We start from the raw sequence: 18,788 nt of genomic DNA, 5'->3' as shown, positions 1-18,788 counted from the left end.
AGTTTAGAAAGTAAGGTTAACACCTACTGTGTAAGATTTAGGAATAAAGAACTGGTTATTGGCTAAACCATTGATAGGCTGTTCAGGATCCATGGCAATATTCGGATCGTATGTTTTGGTCCAGATATTATTACCCCTTACATAAAAACTTAAACCGGTGATATCCCATTTTTTCAGCAATACGGCCGGCAGTTCATAAGATACTGTCAGACTACGTAATCTGATGAAATCTCCTTTGTAGAAATAACGGGTAGAGTTGGCATTAGAGGCGGTAGCGTTATTAAAATCATAACGCGGAATATCCGTGATATCGCCTGGTTTCTGCCATCTTCTCAATTGTTTCTGATTTTTATTCAGGTTAGGCAGTGCTCCATCGCTGGTATAAATAAAGCCCCAGTTATCATTCAGCAGGTTGCCATACTGGAAGTAGAAATTAGCCGCTACTGAGAAGTTTTTATACTTCAGGGAGGTATTGGCTCCGCCAAAACCTTTAGGAGACGCAGAACCTACAATACCTCTTAAAGCATTGTTCACGTTGCTGGTAGTAGCACCCTTGGTTTCATCTACATACCAAAGCGGGTTACCCGTGGCTGGGTCTGCTCCTGCCCATGATCTTACATAAATAGACTGGAAGTCTCTACCCACTCTCCTGATCTGACTGGCAGCAGCCAGAATATCTGCACCGGATGCAGACAGGGAAAGAATCTTGTTTTTATTCCAGGCTGCATTGAAACCGATATCCCAACGGAAATCTTTGGTTTGTACCGGTACAAAGTTCATGGTAACCTCAAAACCTCTGTTCTCCATAGAGCCTACGTTGTTACCAAAAGACTGGAAACCGGCAGTAGAAGAAAGCGGCTCATTCAGCAGCAGGTCATAGGTTTTACGGTAGTAATAACCCGCATCAAAAGTGATCCGGTTTTTAAGGATCCCTGCTTCTATGCCAACTTCAAAAGATTTATTCTTTTCCCATGTCAGGGTTGGATTACCTACGTTAGCAGGCGCACTGGCTGGCTGTCCATTATAAGTACCTGATGATCCAATACCATTGGCAGCACCTGTTGTGTTACCGAATGTATAAGTAGGCCGTGCCGCATAATCTCCAAATGTATTGTTACCGGATGTTCCGTAAGAACCTCTCAGTTTCAGGTAAGAGAAGGCGGTTACTGATTCGAAGAATTTCTCACGGTCAATATTCCATGATCCGCCCACAGACCAGAAACTACCCCAACGACGTCCTTCTGCAAAACGGGAAGAACCATCACGGCGGAAGCTTAAGCTCAGGTTAAACCTGTTATCATAGGTTAACAAAGCCCTTGACAGGTAAGATTCGATACTGTTATCTGTCTGTGCAATCGGCTGGGTAGAAGTGGGTACAGATACATTCGGATAAGTGATAGAAGTAGTTAAAGGAACTCCCGTACCACTTGTGAATATATTTGTGTTTACTGTTTTCTGGTTCTCATGACCCACCAGCAGGTTCATATCGAGTTTGTTATCAAAGAACCTTTTGTTATAGTCAACAGTTGTAGAAAATACATAGTTAAAAATCCGGCGGTAAGCCGCAGAGAAATAACCATTAGTAGGGGGTCTGGAATCACCGAAGAATGGGTTGTTATATTGTGTTTCTTCAATGCTTGAATAATCAAGACCATAATTGGCTTTGAAATTCAGGGATGGGATGATCTTATAAAGCAAACCGATATTGGCCAATACTTTGCTGGTGTTGTTATTCTTTTTATCGTACATATTTATGGCCAGCGGGTTATACAACTGCTCAAAAATGGTTCTGGAGTATTCAGGTGTACCATCTGCTTTATAAGCTTCCTGAGAAGGACGCAATGCCAGCGAAGCAATGATGGGGTTACGGAAACTGCTACCTTCCGATTCGCCGATCTGGTTAAATGTACTTACATTGGCACCAGCGTTAAAGCTCAGTTTTTCCGAAGCTTTGAAAGTACCTTTCAGTGTTCCGGAATATCTTTTGAACTCAGAGCCGATTACCGGCGATTGCTGGCGGAAATATCCCCCTGATGCATAAAAAGTAGTTCCGTTACTGCCACCCGATACAGACACATTCGCCTGCTGCTGGATACCTTTTCTGCGAACCAGATCAAGCCAGTTATAGTTAGCAGTTGAATTGTATCCATACTGAGCCAGTATCTGGTCGATATCTGTTTGGGTAGCACCCACGTTTCTCAACCCTTCAATGGTTAAAGCTCTGGCATCTGCTTTATTAAGTGGCTGGGCCATGTCTGGGAAATATGCCACATCATTACTACCCACTTCAGTGGTAACATTATACTTTGCTTTTCCGGCTTTACCGTTTTTAGTAGTGATCAGTACCACACCATTCGCAGCCCTTGAACCATAGATAGAAGTTGCAGCCGCATCTTTCAACACGGTCAGGTCTTCAATATCATTGGGATTCAGACCCGCGAGCAGGTTACTACTGGTAAGTACCTGCGATCCATCTCCTGTGGCAACCGGTATCCCATCAATAATAAATAACGGAGAAGAACTGGCAGAAATAGAGCCGATACCACGGATCCGGATCTGTGTTAAAGAACCCGGCTGACCGGAAGCTGCCACAGACTGCAGACCTGCAGATTTACCCTGCAGCATCGCATCTACGGAACTTAAAGGCTGGTTCGCAAACTCTGCACCATTCAGGCGGGTGGTAGAACCGGTTGTTCTTACACGACTTTGTGTACCGTAAGCGATCACTACTACATCATCCAGACTCGCAGTTGCCGGTTTCAGCGAAACGGTAATACTTGTTTTCCCGGTAATAGACAATTCCTGCTGTGCAAAATTCAGCGAAGAAACAACAATTGATCGGGCAGCTGCTGCCACGGTCAGGGTAAAATTACCTTCTGCATCTGTATTGGTACCGGTAGTAGTACCTTTTACCACGATAGATGCATTGGCAATAGGTATGCCTTTGTCATCGGTAACCTTCCCTTTTACGGTACGGTTTTGTGCAAATAACTGACTGATGGCCAGTACCATGCACACGAGTAGCATTGTAAGTCTTCTCATTGTAATAGATAATTTGAAAATGTTTAAAAAAGCTGTGTCCTGTTTCTTTTTATGGATGCACAGAATCAATCAGACAAGAAAAGTAAATTGAGCCGGAGGAGAAGAGGGTAATAAATAACCGAAGCATGAATTTTTTGAACCGAAACAGCCAAATCAAGAACTGATTTTTTTCTGTATTATCAATTTCTTAAGAAAAGCAACACAGCAAACAGGATCTGTTTTCCAAGAATTCCGTTGATGCAAAGTGGGCAAATACGAAAAGCTTGTGAAATTATGTGAACGGTAAAAAAAAGCTACGAATGAATTCGAACTTCCGGCTTTCATACTGTCTTATATATAGACCAACTACTGTTAATGAACACGCTCCTGCAACCTGTTAACGATACCTTGTTCAAATGGATAGGCATTCCCCTCACGGGCATATTGATCTTTCACCTGTCCGGCTTTTTATTCATTACGGGTGGCAGTATGAATAGCTTATCGCTTCATTATCTGTATTTTACTGGAATCTCTTTTTGCATATGGCAGGGCAGTGCTTTTGCACACCGGACCCTCAGGCATTATTTATACGCCATCAAGGAATTATACATCCGGATTCCCCTCAGGTTTGCTATTCCGCTGGTGGTTAGCTGGGGTTTTTCATTTATACTCCTGACAGTCTGGAACCGTTTTTTTGTCAATAACATCTTTAGCGCAGGAGATCTTCTGGCCTGCCAGATCATCATCACCGTTATCAGCCTGCAGATCAGCAGCATTTATGAGATCGTTTACCTGTACAAGGAACGGGAATCCGACCTGGTAAGAGTAGAAAGAAGTGAGAAATTGAAAGTACAGGCTCAACTGGATGCACTGAAAAGCCAGATAGACCCACACTTTATTTTCAATTCCCTGAATACACTTTCCTACCTCATCAGCCAGAATCCTGAAAAAGCCAGGTTGTTCAACGATACCCTCGCAAAAGTGTACCGGTATATCCTTTTGAATAAAGAGAAAGACCTGATACAACTGAAAGAAGAGATTGAATTTGCCAGTAACTATTTTTACCTGTTGAAAATCCGTTACCAGACCGGTTTAAGTATGGTTATCCGGATGGATAATATCAGTGTGGAAGATTATCTCATTCCCCCACTTTCTTTACAGACCCTGATAGAAAATGCCATCAAGCATAATCATTTTTCCGACAAGAAAAATCTTGACATAGAGATTACCATTACAGAAGATGCTATCACGGTAATAAATCCACGTCACCTTAAAAAATTTGACATCCAATCATCCAAAATCGGATTATCCAATCTGAATGAACGGTATTCATTGATAGTACATAAAAATATCAGCATACAGCAAACCCCCGAATGGTTCACCGTTACATTACCCATTCTTAAATCCTGACAGGTTATGATCAAAGCAGTAATTATTGAAGACGAAAAAACAGCATTGGATAATCTTATTCACCATATCCAGTTAACCAGAGAACCGGTTACTATAATTGCCACACTGGAAACCGTAGAAGAATCTGTGGCATGGTTTCTGGCCAATCCTGCACCGGATCTGATCTTTTTGGATATTCATCTGAAAGACGGGATCTCATTCAGCATATTTGACCGGGTAAAGATTTCCTCACCAATCATATTTATCACTGCTTTTGACAATTTCATGGTCAAAGCTTTTGAGCAGACCAGTATCGAATACCTGTTAAAACCTATCAATGAACAGGAACTGGCCAAAGCCATTGCCAAATACCGCACATTAAAAAACCATTTCCTTAACAACCACGAAAACCTGCTGCGATTTCTTTCCGAAAAAGATACGAGTCGTAAATCAAGGATCGTAGTAAAAAAAGGAATCGAGTTTCAAAGTATCCTGCTTGATGAAGTGGCCTATTTTTATACGGAACAAAAGATCAGTTTCCTTGTAACAAGAGATGGCAAAAAATTCCTCGTAGATAAAAATCTGAAAGAACTGGAAGAAGAACTGGACCCAAAGAAATTTTACCGTGCCAACCGGAAATTCATCATCAACATTGATTTTGTGAAATCTTATCGGTCCTATGATAAGATCAAAATACTGGTAGAACTAACAGTTCCGTTATCAGAAGAAATCATTGTAAGCCAGGAAAGTGCCATTGATTTCAGGAAGTGGATCACTGCATTATAAGTATACGAGCAAAAGAATGGCATAAACCTTTCACATAACAATACTTACTTAGCAGAACGTGAATAGTTTCGTAGCACGCTGCTGTAACACATACTGTACATCCTTTTCTGTACCCTCAAACGGACCAGACCCTTCAATTTTACGGGTGGCCATGGCTGCGGCAAAATTGCCTGCATCATTGATCGAATCGCCTTTTGTTCTCCGGTAAAGATAACCAGCCATATAGGTATCGCCGCAACCTGTAGCGTCAATTACCTGCTCCGGTATATAGGCGGGAATAATAGAGGTATCTCCATCGCAATAAATTACAGAACCTTTGCTTCCCAAAGTTATAATCACTTCTGCAACACCCCAGGCTGTTAATTTCTGTATGCCGTCCTGTATATCACTTGTTCCTGTCAGCTTCTCCATTTCGGTTTCGTTGGCCTTGAGAATACTGATAAAAGGCAAAGCCTCTCTTTTATCGAGCCAATCCACCGGGTACACATTCTCTTCTCTTACTTCACGCAGGTAACCCTGTACATCCAGCGATACTTTTCCACGCGAAGCCAGATCACGGATCAGCGATACAGGAATATCATCTGCCAGCAAAGGTCCCAGGTGAAAGATCTCAGCCTTTACCTCTTGCAATTGCGCTACTGTAAAAGGATCTGATTTATGTAACACACGCTGTGTGCGGTTGTCCTGATCCTGCGAATAAATATTTTCAAAAAAAACAGTTTGTTGGCTGGGAAATACGGTTACCTCAATTCCCGCATTCCGTAAAGCAGTCACATAAGGAAGTTCCTGGGCAGCTACCGCTGTAACCAACTGGTAGCGCGTATCCATTTGCCGGATGGCATTGGAAAAATAAAACGAAGTACCACCAGGCATGTGTACAACTGAACCGGATGTAACTACTTTATCATGGGTAATATGTCCTATACAACAAATATTATGCATCTCTAATCGATTGAGCCGGACTATGCCGCAATTTATAAAACCAATTGATCAAACAGTCGCTGCAATGCTTGTGCCGGGTCATCGCACAAACCCGGATGTACTTTGGATGTTTGTAATACCGTACTCCTGGTTGCCGTAAGCCACCTGAAACGTGACGCTTTATCCAGCAAAGCAATGGGTCCGCCATCAGCAGTTCCCCTGCAGATCTTTTCAAAGCTGGAGAGATATTCTTTCAGCTCTTCCATCTGCAACATTTCACAGAAGAGTCTGATTTTTTCTTCTGGCAACACATATTTCACTTCCAGGAAATCCAATTTTTTACAAAAGAGTACCACCCCCACATTGAAGAACTCTTCGCGCTCCACTCTGGGTACGATCCGTATGATGGCATACTCAAATAAGTGATTCTCTGGCATGTGTGGCTTCTTTTACAAAAATCTGTGATAAGGCTATTCTTTGATTCAGAAATTCAGCATAAACGGTTCTGCGCTCTTCGGCAGTTATATTTTCATCTCCCGGTAATAACCATTCATCAGGCACCAGTGCTACAATGGCTTTCACCAGATCCGGCGTAAGTATCTGCACTGCCTTCGCCTGTACTTCTTCCAAAACAGAAGCCCTCGCTAATAGTACATGGTCTTTTACCTGCACAAAAGGTTTGGCCGCATACGATGCCCATTCCTGCCAGGTATGGTGAAAATACAGTGCCGCGCCATGATCTATCAGCCACAATTCTTTTTTCCAGATCAGCATATTGGTATTGCGGGCAGTTCTGTCTACATTCATCAGCAACGCATCCAACCATACAATTTTGGAGGCAGTTAACGGATCAACCACCGTCACATTGGGATCAAAACTGATGGCACCGGAGAGATAATGCAGGCCCAGGTTTTTTCCCACACTTGCTTTCAGCAGATCCTGGATCTCTTCATCAGGCTCCGTACGTCCGAAAGCCGTGTCCAGTTCAGCAAAAACGATTTCGGGTACTTTCAGGCCCAGCGCCCTCGCAATTTCGCCTCCGATCAGTTCTGCAATCAGGGCTTTCACCCCTTGTCCGGCACCGCTGAATTTCAGCACATACAAAAAAGAATCATCAGCTTCGGCAATGGCAGGCAAAGAACCACCCTCACGCAAAGGCGCCACATAACGGGTTACCGCTACGGTTCTGATCTCTGGAGAAGGAATTGTCTGCATGCTAAAATGGTTGGAAACAATGAAATAAATATACCGCAAAAAGCCAAGACCCTTTTGTATACTATCCCGGACTGCGTTCACGGATGGCCTGGGTCTGTAAAATGAAAAAGTCCTTCATTGCTGAAGGACTTTTTACGTCGGGAAGACAGGATTCGAAACGACTTACAATATATTAATTTTCAACACTTTACAAGACTTTTGGCAAATGACTCAAGCCATGTCTCACAGGTAGAAAATGTGTTTTTGAAAGAGCTATTGTAAAGGTACAAAACCCATTGTATCAGGCAATCACTTTTCGTTACTTTTTCATAGTAGCTTATATTTGCAAACTGGTGCGGGAATGACAACCTGCGTCCTCAACTTTGAAGCCTCAAGCTTGGCCCAGGGAAAGAGAGTAACCATTAAGTTCTTTAAGTTATTGCTGATTTTGATTGTAATTGTTTGGCATGTATTGGAAGCAAAAGAAATAGTACACCAATTATTCAAAAACAACTCTGTGGAAACACAGATACAAACCAAAAAAAAGGAGGCCATTATGAAAAATAATTTAACTGTAATTTATCCAGCAATGTCAAAGAACCCTACCACTCACCCTGCAAGTCTTTTAAAATAGAAAGCCCTCAATCGAGGGCTTTTATCTTTTTACCGCAGTACGAATAATTTCAATACCCTTCCTGCACCAGCTTCTTTACATCATCCTTGTTGTAATAAAGTGTACCACCCACTTTTTTCACACGGATCTTTCGCGAAATTCGCAGCGCCACCAGTTTGTTCACCGAACAACCCAGTATCGCACGCACGTGTTTCGTTTTATATCCTTCCGGCGATTCCGGTATTTTCTGCACCACCTCGCTGATCACTGCTTTCAGATCGGCGAGTAAATTATTTCTGAAAACAAGAAGGTCATCCTTCGTCACAATATCTATACTCATAAACCCTCCTTACAGTTTATTGAATTTAATTTTACTGTTCCTCCCGAATGCCGGGAAGTATTTGATGTACCCAAAATCGGCAAGATCATTCATCACTTTATCATAGGTAGATCGTGCATTCACCTTTGCAAGCTGCATGATCCTTGTCCTGTTCACGAGATACATTTCACCCTGGTCATTTTGAAACTCACTCAGCATAGCAAGGTATATACTGACATGCGCAGTCGTAATGCGCGGGTCCTCGCTGATGGTTTCAAAAAACGCCTCGATGCTCATCTGTTGAACAGGCCTGGTTTGCGGTTGGCCTTTGTCCTTTTGGTGAGTAGTTTGCCACCTTTCGCCCCGGTATTGGCACTTTCCGCCCGCTCATTTTTTACCAGCAACTTCCTGTCCGCGTTGATCCTTTTTTCCATCCACCGGCTGGCCAGGAAACGCTGCGCCTCGTCGAACCGGATGGGCGGCAGGTCAGGCACTAAGTAAAACCGCTGCGACAATTCATGCTGCGATTTCAGCACCGCCAGGTTTGGGACAGCGTTTTCCAATGCCGTCCCCGCCCAGTACCTGAACCGCAACACGCCGCCCGCGTCAACCTCATTTAACTGGCTGATCAGCTCCGCTGCTTTCACAGCATCACCGTCCGAACCCTCTACCACATGTTCCCGCGCCGCCAACAGGCGCTCCCAGTTAACAGCGCCAAGAGACTGATCCAGTCCCTCCATACCCGCAGGAACAGAAGGCTGTCTTTTAAGTACAGCAGTATAATACAATGCATCGTACAAGCCCTGGTCGCCCTTAGCGCAATGGATCAAAAACTCACAAGCTCCATCCGTTAATGGAGTTGTATGCAAAATCTCGAAAGCCGCAGGCCCGAAGCACGCAAATGCTTGAAGACGTTGCCGGATCGCAGGCCCGCAACCCAATGCCTCCAGGCGGGTTGCGAGCTGATCGATATTTTTCTGGTTCATAGTTTAGTTTTAAGCGATTCCTTGCCCCTTACCCTGGCGAACACGATTCTTAGGAAGTAGACTATTCTGCCGTGTGTTTTTTGGAAGCAGGTCTTTCTTTTTATCAATCTGGTTGGCCACGCTCTCCGTCTTCGCAGTGGGCGTTTCGCCGTTCTGCACACTGTTCGCCGAATTAACCAACGCATCACCGGCCTTCAGTTCCGTTCCCTCCTCGATCCTTTTCTGGTCCACCGGCGCTTGACCATACTTCGTTTCCTTTTTGGGTCCCGGCATAAACAGCGAAACCCCGTCCTTGTCCCACATCTTTAAGGTATGGTGTTTCGGATCTGTGGTCAGTTCGATCGGGATTTCCTTTCCACCCTTGATCAGCGTGGCATTCACCAGTTCACCCTGTTGCAGCGTTTTGTACAGTTGCTCCATCTGCGCAGGATCACCCATTTCCTTTAACTGGATCCTCCCCACGGCTTCTTTCAGGTCGAAACCATAGCCACGGTTGTAAGAACGCATAGCAGCATTTTGATGCTCATCCCGTTCACTAAAATCCAGCTTGAGCCAGGCACGGTATTTATCGCCATCCTTCGGCGTCAGTTCCTTGTAAACGCTGCGCCCGTTCAGTAGGTTCTTCGCTTCATTCAGGTCAATGCTCTGCCCCTTGTTGTTGATGAAAAAAGTCTGCGTCGTATTGACGCTTTGGTTTTTCAAGGAAGCATCATACTTGTTGAAAAAATACATATCGCTTCCTTCCTGTTTGGAACGCGCGAAATGCGGTGTAACAGAAAGCTCATCCTTTCCAAAATTTACTTTGTCCTTCAGTTCGAAATTTTCCTTGCCTTCCACCATGTTCTTTTCCAGCTCGGGGAAAATCGATTCGTTGAATCCCGCATCCTTCAGTTGTTTCTGCAGGTATTCCAGGTTTTTCTGTGTCATACTCGTTGTTTTATGTTCGTGATTAATAGATTGCTGTAGAATTTTTCCGGACAGAACATCAGGGATAAATTTTTCCATCGGCGTTCCTGTCCAGTGCCGTCCAACCATTTCCGCTACGCGCTCCGCCGCGCGCTCGCCGGTCAAAGCAAAACGCGAAAGACTTTCAACCGCGAAGGATTGATGGATCGCATGAAGTATGTCGCCCAACACCGTTCCTTCAGCCGGAACCTGCACAGGTTGGTAAACTGCATTTTGCCATTTGTGCTGGTCAAGCATTTCCTCCAGTTCCGCAACCGTTTTATTGAACTTCATTTCTGAATAATATCCCAACACACGCTCATCATCGATCTCGATATGGTTAAATGGTTTTCCCTCTTTCAATTGTTCGCGCGCCGTATCCTGGACATACCCTAACAAAGCATCCACAGGAAGCAGCACCACTTCTTTTTCATTGTGGTGATTGAAGAGTTGAAAATCCGCAGCGGCAGAAGGCGAATCAAAATAATGCAGGTCATACACAGAAAGCAATTGGATCTCGCTGTCAAAAGCCAGCCATTCCTTTTCATTGCGCAAAGCATCTTCGAGTGATTTGCACATTTTGGGTAAATGCGAAGTAGTTATATGCATAAAACTTTAGTTAAGCAGGATTGCGTTAAGAATGTATTTGTTCGTAAGGTCGAGGTGCAGTTGCCGGTCGCTGCCTTTTTCCTGCACATGGATCTGAAGGGTTTGCCCCTGCACAAGCCCTGCTTTGGGAATGATGACCACAATCACCAGGCTTTGTTTTTCGCGAACCGTGTTGTTCGCTTTATCGGTAAGTAATAGTGGTACCTCGCGATCCTGAACAGCCCGCCGCTTCGCAGAAACTCCGCCCGAGAGAAGCGCACTCACGCCGCCGATCTCGTAAGAAAGGGTTGACCGGTTATCGATCCGCAGTTTCACTGCGATTACGTTCCCGTTGGTATAGATTCCCTGCACACGGAGCAATACCAAACCAGACGAATAACGTACACCATATAAGCGGTGATCCATCGCGCGCACTTTTTGTGCAAGCGCAGTAAGGACTGTATCGCCTAATATATTTTTACCCGCACCGAGATCGAACGTCAGAACTGCGGGTGACGCGTGATACACGATAAGAAAAGAATACAGTTTCCCATCTGTTGTGATTACGGTCAGATTGGTCGTATCTGCAAAAACAGAATCCGCTTTTACTTTTAAGACCTGCGCGGTTGATTTCTGGACGAGGATATGTTCACTGCCGCGGTCGATCGATAGGATCGCAGAAGGAAATATTAAACTGATGGTTTTATTCGTAGTTACTTCCACCACTGCAACCTGCGCCTTCACCGCAACAACAAAAAATAAACCTATTACACACAATATCATTCTCATCACTTCTCTATTTTGAATGGTTATCACGCAGAAAAACCTGGTAGCCCGCGGCTACGCTCACACGCACGGCTTTGACTTTTTTAGACAACATATTTTTAACTGCCCCGATCCCCGCTATCGCAGCCTGTGTTTTAATACTCGGGTCAAGCGATAATACATTCATCGATTGCATGGATTGTTCAGCAGTAGATTTCAAAACATCCCTTGAAATAGATCCCGGTACATAGATACCCTCCATGCCATCGAGATCATATACACTCAATTCAACAGGTAAAATTTCATCGCGCAATCGAACAGAGGGAATACGAATCAGTAACCGTTCATTGTCAATTGCAGCAGTTCCATAGACCATACTTCCCGCAGGCAGCATCCGCCCGCCAATCGTAACAGGATTGTTCAATACCATTTTCACCACGGATCCTGCCTGCAGCACCTGTGCAACCGGTATTGTCGCAGTCATTGAACCGGTAGTCGAACCCGTGGTCGTTTCTTCATAAAAACTACCGGCACTTTTTGAACGTGCTTTTCCAAAATAATTTTCTTCGCTATTGGTTGCTGCCTGGACATCCAAAGTCGCTCCATTTTGTTTGGCAATTTCTTTCGGTGCCTTCGCAGGATTCTGCAGCGCGGCCAGTTTTTCAATGGTCTGGTTGATCGCTTCAAGGTCCGGGTCTGCGATTCGATCTTTTGAAGTAACAACAGGCGCTGTATACACAGGCCGTTCATCACGCACAGGTGGTGAACTGGTCTTTTGCGGCATTTGTATCCGTTCCCTTATCGCCTCAATTTTCTCTTCAACAGTTTTTGTCTCCGCACGATTTGTATATGGATCGTTTTTCAACTGCTGTTCATGCCGCACCGAGTCACTGACGGCCTGCGCATAAAAACTCATTTTATCTTTCGCACTGTCCTTTGCGATCTGTGCATCCGGCAACCGCGTATTCATGCCACCACGTTGCACTGAATGATCAGTCTTTATTTTTCCGCCACCCATACACGCAAATGCCACGCTGATAAAAGGTATCGCCAGTACAGGAAGGAGCAGGTAAAATTTCAGTTGCTTGTTCATCGTGTTTCAATTTTAAGATCCTTGTTATCCAGGATTTCCCAACGCTCGATCAGGAAGCCGTGCGGGTTATGGTCACTGCGCGCCACACTGCGTAGGACTCCTTGCGTTATAAGGCTGCGTGTTACTATGCTGGTGGAACGGATGATTTTCAGTGTCGCGTAACAGCGGAATAAATACGGTTCGGCCACGGTATTCACGCTCACGCTGTCGATCAACACTTGCTGGCTTACGTTACCAGAAATGATCCCCGCGATATATCCGGTTTCTTGCAAGTCATCGTATTGTTTTTTTGCCGATCCATCTGCCATATACAAGGCACGTTTGACAGATGCCGCGATCGCTTTTTCATCCGGGTCAAGTGAGAAGAACCAGGTATGGAACATCGCCACATGATCCCTTGCTTCTACGCCGATATTTTCTTTACGTGTTCCCGCCAGCAGCTCCGCTGCTTTGCCGTTGGCGAGTACATATACTCTTTCCTGCATACGCGCCGCAAGCATTGCATTGTTGTAAATCGCGTACACACTGACACACAAACTGCCGATTACAACGATGAGCATAAAGCCACGCATTGCGCGAAAAGCAGTATCAATATTTTGAGTAGGTTTAAACATTTTATTTGCCGCTTACTTTGTCCTTGAAATATCCGCCGCTTGCGGCTGCATCACTCATATTGCTGCTCATCTTGTTGGCAGCGCCGCCATACGCATCTGCTGACATTCCTGTTGTTGCCATGCTCGCTGCCTGTTTACCTGCGCCAACTGTCATCGTAGTAACCTTATGAAGGAGCGCATTACCACCACCTGCATTGACGATATAATTCGCAACCGAAGGCACCGTGAAATAACCGATGATCCCGATCAACAGAAAAGCGATATACGCCCAGTCGGTAGTCGAAAACGGCTGACCCGGGATATTGGGCATGGTATCCGTCATCATGCTCTCCTGGATCTTCGCGATGATCGCGCCGAAAATATTGGCCACCGGCAACCACAGGTATACATTGATGTAGCGCGCGAGCCACACCGTCAACAAATGCTGAAACCCATCGAAAATCGAAAGCGCGAAAACCACGGGACCAATGATCGCGAGCACGATCAGGTAAAAAGTACGGATGACATCTATGATGAGCGCCGCCGCCTGGAAAACAAACTCAAGTATTTGCTTGATGCCTTCGCGGATCCAGTTGGCAGGATTGAGCGCTCCTATCCCCATCGTACTGCTGTCATGCAGGCCTAAGTATTTTTCCATCGCCGCGTTACTGTTCTTCACCATTGCCGCAGTTGCCATGACAATGGGTTGTAGTATCCCGTTGAACAGCGCGATCACCTGCGGAAAAAGGCCGATGCAAAGCCCGATTACGAAAGGCCGTGCCAGTCCATACACATCAACCGGTTCCGCTGCTGCAATATTTTTCCATACACGCATCGCGATATAACAAAGCGCCGCCAGCCCGCCGATCACGCGCGCCACGCCGATCAGCTGGCTGCACATCGGCATCATGTTATTGTACAGTTGATCCAGCACAAACTGCAAACCCTCCCCGTTGGAAATGGATTGCGCACTGACAACCATTGGCATTATCACCAGCATCACACACACTATTCGCTTCATCACTTGGTCTTTATTGTTTGCTCAATCCTTTCAATGATTCCATATCACGCCTGTTCTGCCTGCGAAGCATCATGAGTTTTAAATACTCATCACTTAAACCTTTTAATTTCGCCGCCTGTTTCTGCACCGATTGCTCCATTGTTCCCATGACCTCCGTGCGTTCACCATCACTCATCCGAAATTTTCCCGGTGTCAACACAGACAATAACAGTTCTGCATCAACACCAACAACATCCGTAATATTTTTACACGCGAGGGTAACTTCATTGAGTTCAGAAACGGTGAACACCTGGCTTTTTCGTAAATCTGACAAAAGTGATTTGCTGTCAATAATGATTTGTGTCTGCGTGTTGTACACGCGATTAACAGCAGGATTGTTTTTCACCGAAGGACTTACCAGCAATAATCCTTCGAGATAATCCTGGTGCAGGTTAAAATTCGATTTACCGATATCGCGTATCCCATTGTAACCATTCTGCAATACCTGGTAACCCGATTTCATTTGGGACAGTATCAGCTTGAACTGCGCGAGTTTTTCAAGATCGAGTTTTAATTGCTGTAGTTCCTGTACCTGCGCACACATCCGCACACTACTAATTAAAGCGATCAATATCACCATCACTGTTTTCATACTCACTGTTTTAATCGTTGTAAACTTTTCATATCCGTTTGCAATTGTTGTTTACTGCCTGCAAGCCTGTTAGTTTGCTTGTCCAGTTCTTTCATATTATCTAAACAATCCTGCATTGCATCACGCAGGGAACTGATCATCTTTACACGATCCGCATCTTTCATCTCAAGTCCATTACTATTTGTCACTTCCTGCAACGAGGAAAGAATATCCCCGCACAAACCCATTAGTCCATCGGCCGCGGTGCGCGATACTTCATCTTTTGCAATACGGTTATAGGTTCCAATTAATTCGGTTTGCAGGGAAAGGATCTGTTTTACCTGCGGAAGTGTTTTCACCGCGTTGCGAACGGTTTGCAGTTCTGAGAAATAACCAGCATACAATTGCTGTTGTTTCCTTTGCCAGTCCGCGATCTCCGAAAGTTTCAGTTTCGATAATTCATGCTCTGCCACCTGCTGCGCCTGTTGAAGCCAGATCGTCTGGTTTTGAAGTTTCTGCACCTGCAGGTCGATAGCCTTTATTATTTTGGCGATTAACAGTGAAACAGGATCGATGCTTTGCGCACCAGCGCGAAATACACATCCACACAAAACCAACATCACCATTAGCTTTTTCATCTTTCACAAAATATTTTGATGTACAGGTTAACAACAGCATCCACGATCTGCTTCCTTGAGTGGCAGCACCACCAGATCCCGTAGACTACTACAACGATACAGATCAGCGCAACAGCGAACCACAATAATCTTTCCCTCATATTGTTAAGGATTTAATACCCGCTTCCATACTTCCTTGCGCAGAAGCAGCACGTGTGACTTTCAGTTTTTCTTTTTCTTCCGTTGTATAGGTCAGGTATTCGTCCGGCGAAACTTCCACGCGGTAGACTTTCGAAACGCGGCCACCCAGCGAGATAAACACTTCCTTGTATTTGCGTGAGGAATCATTGGCCTTGTTCAGCGATAGCACAAGCGTCTTTTCTTTTTCAGTCAATCCCAATAGTTCCTGCACCACCTGAAACTTGTTTTCATACCGCGACTGGTCCAGCAGGATCTTGCATTCACTGTTGTTGATGATCGCCTGTTTGACGATTGGCGAAGCAATAAGATCCTCTACATCCTGCGTCACCACCACCGCTTCACCGAAATATTTACGCACGGTCTTGTAGAGGTATTTGATATACTCCGCCATGCCATCGCGCATAATCGCTTTCCACGCTTCTTCGATCAGGATCATTTTACGCACACCGGTCAGCCTGCGTAGCTTAGAAAGAAACACTTCCATGATAATGATCGTAACAACAGGCAACAGGATCGGGTGATCCTTGATATTGTCCAGTTCAAAAACAATGAACCGTTCATCCAGCAATTCAAGATTTTCGCGGGAGTTCAGCAAATAATCATATTCGCCGCCTCTGTAAAAAGGACGGAGCACGTAGAGAAAATTGGCGAGGTCAAAATCCTTGTCCTTCACTGCGTCCGCGTGCAACGCGCTGGCAAAATCACCCTGCAGAAATTCATAGAAACTATCAAAGCACCTGAACGCTACGGGTTGTTCATAATACAATTGCAATGCATTGGAGAGCGCGACATATTCGCTACGTGTAAAACGTTCGTCGTCTTTTTTCCAGAGTGCCACGAGCAGCGTTTTGATGCTTTCTTTTTTCTCGCTGTCAGGAACGCCGCCGAAAAAAGGATTAAAACAGATTGGTTTTGTTTCCGAATACGTGAAGTAATAGCCGTTCAATAGTTCGCACAGACCTTTGTAAGAATGCCCCACATCGACCAGCACGATATGCGTACCCTGTTCGTAATAAGAACGCACCAGGTGATTGGTAAAAAAAGATTTACCGCTTCCCGAAGGGCCGAGGATAAATTTGTTCCGGTTGGTGGTAACACCGTTAGCCATTGGCTCATCCGATATATCCACCAGCAGCGGCTGACCATATTGCCTATCTCCGAGCCGGATGCCGAAACTTCCGCCGGAAGATCGGTACCCCGTTTCAGTCGCAATAAAACACGCAGCCGGTTCCAGGAAACTCAAAAAACTTTCGTTGACCGGAAGGTCAGCCGCATTGCCCGGTATCCCCGCCCAATACAACTGCGGCGCACCCACCGTTTCCAGTTTCGGCGATGCATCAATTGCCGCCATCGCGGCACTGCACGCATTTCTTACTTCTTGTACCTTATCCGCATCCTTTGTCCACGCCAGCACATGAAAATGCGCACGCACACACAATCTTTGTTCTGCAACTGCTTCACGTAAGTATTCATCCGTTGCATCATGCGCCACAGCATTATCACGCGAATATGCGGACAGCGAACGAAGCCGTAGCTTTTTCTTTTCCAGTTCTTTGATGACAACTTCATTGTCCTCAACACGAATAAATTGCTGGTACAGATGATCCACACCCAGCAACTGTCCGAGCGGTGAAACAAAACCAATGGAAAATTTGACTGTATCAGTAGAATATTTCTCGTGTGTGATCCTTGGCCCGCATACACCCGGCAATTCATCCGCCGAAGCGAATGAAAACATGCTGCAGTGTTTTTCACCAATACGCACACCATCCGAAAAATCAAGATCGCGCCGAACACCATCACTATCGAGAATTAAGTATTCATTCACGAGGTCCACCAGTTCATTTTCTACCAATCGTTCACAGCTAATCATTCCCGTATCACTCAGTATTCGCACAAACTGTGAACACACACCTTCAAAACTTTTTAAGAATGCAGGGTCAATCGTTTGGGCAGGAACCAGGTGTTTCCGTAACAACGAAGAGTATAATGAATTCACCTGTTTGCGTGTCTGCGCAGGGATGGTCAGCATGAGTCTGCAGGAATGTTCGAGATAAGGACGTTCATGGAAATACCGATCGCTGCTATGTGAAAGAAACGACGTTGCGGCACCGAAATCAGCGCGGTACGGAACTTGAGTAAACCGGTCCGTTTTATGGAGATAAGTACCGACCGGGAGGATCTTGATGGCTTTGATCCAGCATTGATGAAGAGATACATAATCATTGTTTGATAAGGTGAAAATTTCAGGAAGCGTTACACGATAGGCAATTGTTAAGTCACCCATCTTCGACAAGATCATATCATGTTCGACACCATATAATGGAATATGTTCAGACAAATTTTTCATTTAGTAAATAGTTGATCGCAATAAATTCTGTTAGGGGTGACGCGTTTCGCCCGGTGTTTCATCCATCCATGTTCACCATACAATCGGTTGAGCCTGTAAACGCACATCACATGCAACGTAATAGAAACACCCACCAGTACCGAACACATGATCATTGGTACGCCCAGGATATACATGACGGTGAACAGCAGCAGCGAACAGAGCAACCCGCCCGCGAGCCACCAGATATACTGAGCCTTCAGCCCCCGGAACACAACCGGTCGGTTCACACCTTTATTAATGGTATACACGTTTGTCATAATCTTCTTCCTTTTCCTTGTCTTAACCGCTTCTTCGGCAAAAGCGGTTCACGGTTTGGTTTCTTCGGCAACAGGTCTTTCGCTGTAACCCCTTTTTGCTTTGGGTGCGGCATCTCATTGATCACCTCCGGTATCCGCTCGATCATCGCTGCCAGTACCGGGTTCTCATCCTTCCATGTTTTAACGTACGCATCCCAACCGACAGGATCCATTTCACCCAGGGATGGCAGGTCGACGACTTTCAGTTCTTCTTTTCGCTTTTCGTATTCCTCCGCTGAACCATCGAAAAGATTTTTCGTTTTCGGATCAAAACAGAGTTTGAAGCCGGTTTCTGTTTCGAATAAATCATCAATCGAAAACTTGTTCATAAAATCATCAACGTCGCGCATCTCCCATAAACGCAAGTCAAGAAAGAACTGCGTTCCGCCGATATCAATCTTCGGTAACTCCCTTGCCGGCCAATGCTCCCACATACTA

At 45.2% G+C, this 18,788-nt stretch carries 19 protein-coding genes; 2 read left to right on the top strand and 17 right to left on the bottom strand.

The window, feature by feature from the left end; all coding sequences use genetic code 11:
* Positions 1-3: 3 nt before the first annotated feature.
* Positions 4-3,042 carry a SusC/RagA family TonB-linked outer membrane protein gene (locus AC1RNB_RS14055; RefSeq protein ID WP_493083748.1) on the bottom strand — a complete coding sequence of 1,013 codons (3,039 nt, stop codon included), beginning with the start codon at positions 3,040-3,042 and terminating at the stop codon, positions 4-6.
* Between the two features lie 354 nt (positions 3,043-3,396).
* Here AC1RNB_RS14055 and AC1RNB_RS14050 point away from each other — a divergent pair, with 354 nt between their 5' ends.
* On the top strand, positions 3,397-4,431 hold the full coding sequence (locus AC1RNB_RS14050) for a sensor histidine kinase (protein WP_493083746.1): 1,035 nt from the start codon (positions 3,397-3,399) through the stop codon (positions 4,429-4,431).
* Positions 4,432-4,437: 6 nt separating this feature from the next.
* Complete coding sequence (locus tag AC1RNB_RS14045) at positions 4,438-5,196, top strand: LytR/AlgR family response regulator transcription factor (RefSeq protein ID WP_493083745.1); 759 nt, start codon at positions 4,438-4,440, stop codon at positions 5,194-5,196.
* A 48-nt stretch (positions 5,197-5,244) separates the two neighbouring features.
* On the opposite strand, the gene AC1RNB_RS14040 is transcribed toward AC1RNB_RS14045, so the two are convergent.
* The 16 genes from AC1RNB_RS14040 to AC1RNB_RS13965 form a co-directional block, all read right to left on the bottom strand.
* Positions 5,245-6,138, bottom strand: coding sequence for a PfkB family carbohydrate kinase (locus AC1RNB_RS14040; RefSeq protein ID WP_493083743.1), 894 nt, complete (start codon positions 6,136-6,138; stop codon positions 5,245-5,247).
* Positions 6,139-6,170: 32 nt separating this feature from the next.
* Positions 6,171-6,554: a DUF3037 domain-containing protein gene (locus AC1RNB_RS14035; RefSeq protein WP_493083741.1), complete on the bottom strand. Its 384-nt coding sequence runs from the start codon at positions 6,552-6,554 to the stop codon at positions 6,171-6,173.
* On the bottom strand, positions 6,532-7,332 hold the full coding sequence (locus AC1RNB_RS14030) for a HipA family kinase (protein ID WP_493083739.1): 801 nt from the start codon (positions 7,330-7,332) through the stop codon (positions 6,532-6,534). The genes AC1RNB_RS14035 and AC1RNB_RS14030 overlap by 23 nt, the downstream gene beginning before the upstream one ends.
* Before the next feature lie 662 nt (positions 7,333-7,994).
* Positions 7,995-8,264, bottom strand: coding sequence for a helix-turn-helix domain-containing protein (locus AC1RNB_RS14025; RefSeq protein ID WP_305267574.1), 270 nt, complete (start codon positions 8,262-8,264; stop codon positions 7,995-7,997).
* Positions 8,265-8,273: 9 nt separating this feature from the next.
* Positions 8,274-8,540 (bottom strand): hypothetical protein, encoded by a 267-nt coding sequence (locus AC1RNB_RS14020; protein ID WP_493083737.1) that lies wholly within the window; start codon positions 8,538-8,540, stop codon positions 8,274-8,276.
* Positions 8,537-9,229, bottom strand: coding sequence for a hypothetical protein (locus AC1RNB_RS14015; RefSeq protein ID WP_305267572.1), 693 nt, complete (start codon positions 9,227-9,229; stop codon positions 8,537-8,539). The genes AC1RNB_RS14020 and AC1RNB_RS14015 overlap by 4 nt, the downstream gene beginning before the upstream one ends.
* A 9-nt stretch (positions 9,230-9,238) precedes the next feature.
* Complete coding sequence (locus AC1RNB_RS14010; protein WP_493083735.1) at positions 9,239-10,783, bottom strand: hypothetical protein; 1,545 nt, start codon at positions 10,781-10,783, stop codon at positions 9,239-9,241.
* A gap of 6 nt (positions 10,784-10,789) precedes the next feature.
* Positions 10,790-11,551 carry a DUF8473 domain-containing protein gene (locus AC1RNB_RS14005; RefSeq protein ID WP_305267568.1) on the bottom strand — a complete coding sequence of 254 codons (762 nt, stop codon included), beginning with the start codon at positions 11,549-11,551 and terminating at the stop codon, positions 10,790-10,792.
* 7 nt (positions 11,552-11,558) lie between these two features.
* Positions 11,559-12,620 (bottom strand): conjugative transposon protein TraM, encoded by a 1,062-nt coding sequence (traM, locus tag AC1RNB_RS14000; RefSeq protein WP_305267566.1) that lies wholly within the window; start codon positions 12,618-12,620, stop codon positions 11,559-11,561.
* On the bottom strand, positions 12,617-13,234 hold the full coding sequence (gene traK / locus AC1RNB_RS13995) for a conjugative transposon protein TraK (protein ID WP_305267564.1): 618 nt from the start codon (positions 13,232-13,234) through the stop codon (positions 12,617-12,619). The genes traM and traK overlap by 4 nt, the downstream gene beginning before the upstream one ends.
* A 1-nt stretch (position 13,235) precedes the next feature.
* Positions 13,236-14,234, bottom strand: a complete 999-nt coding sequence (locus AC1RNB_RS13990) for a TraJ family protein (protein WP_305267562.1) — start codon at positions 14,232-14,234, stop codon at positions 13,236-13,238.
* Positions 14,235-14,244: 10 nt separating this feature from the next.
* On the bottom strand, positions 14,245-14,865 hold the full coding sequence (locus tag AC1RNB_RS13985; RefSeq protein WP_305267559.1) for a hypothetical protein: 621 nt from the start codon (positions 14,863-14,865) through the stop codon (positions 14,245-14,247).
* A 2-nt stretch (positions 14,866-14,867) separates the two neighbouring features.
* On the bottom strand, positions 14,868-15,482 hold the full coding sequence (locus AC1RNB_RS13980; RefSeq protein ID WP_305267557.1) for a hypothetical protein: 615 nt from the start codon (positions 15,480-15,482) through the stop codon (positions 14,868-14,870).
* Between the two features lie 136 nt (positions 15,483-15,618).
* Complete coding sequence (locus AC1RNB_RS13975; RefSeq protein ID WP_493083731.1) at positions 15,619-18,012, bottom strand: TraG family conjugative transposon ATPase; 2,394 nt, start codon at positions 18,010-18,012, stop codon at positions 15,619-15,621.
* A complete protein-coding gene (locus AC1RNB_RS13970; RefSeq protein WP_370869411.1) occupies positions 18,009-18,311 on the bottom strand; it encodes a DUF4133 domain-containing protein in 303 nt (100 codons plus the stop codon). Before AC1RNB_RS13970 ends, AC1RNB_RS13975 begins: the two co-directional genes overlap by 4 nt.
* On the bottom strand, positions 18,308-18,784 hold the full coding sequence (locus AC1RNB_RS13965) for a hypothetical protein (RefSeq protein WP_305267553.1): 477 nt from the start codon (positions 18,782-18,784) through the stop codon (positions 18,308-18,310). The genes AC1RNB_RS13970 and AC1RNB_RS13965 overlap by 4 nt, the downstream gene beginning before the upstream one ends.
* Between the last annotated feature and the right edge of the window lie 4 nt (positions 18,785-18,788).

The sequence above is a fragment of the Sediminibacterium sp. GW821-FHT12F12 genome (assembly GCF_058806635.1).
This window is presented reverse-complemented; position numbering and strand designations above follow the sequence as displayed.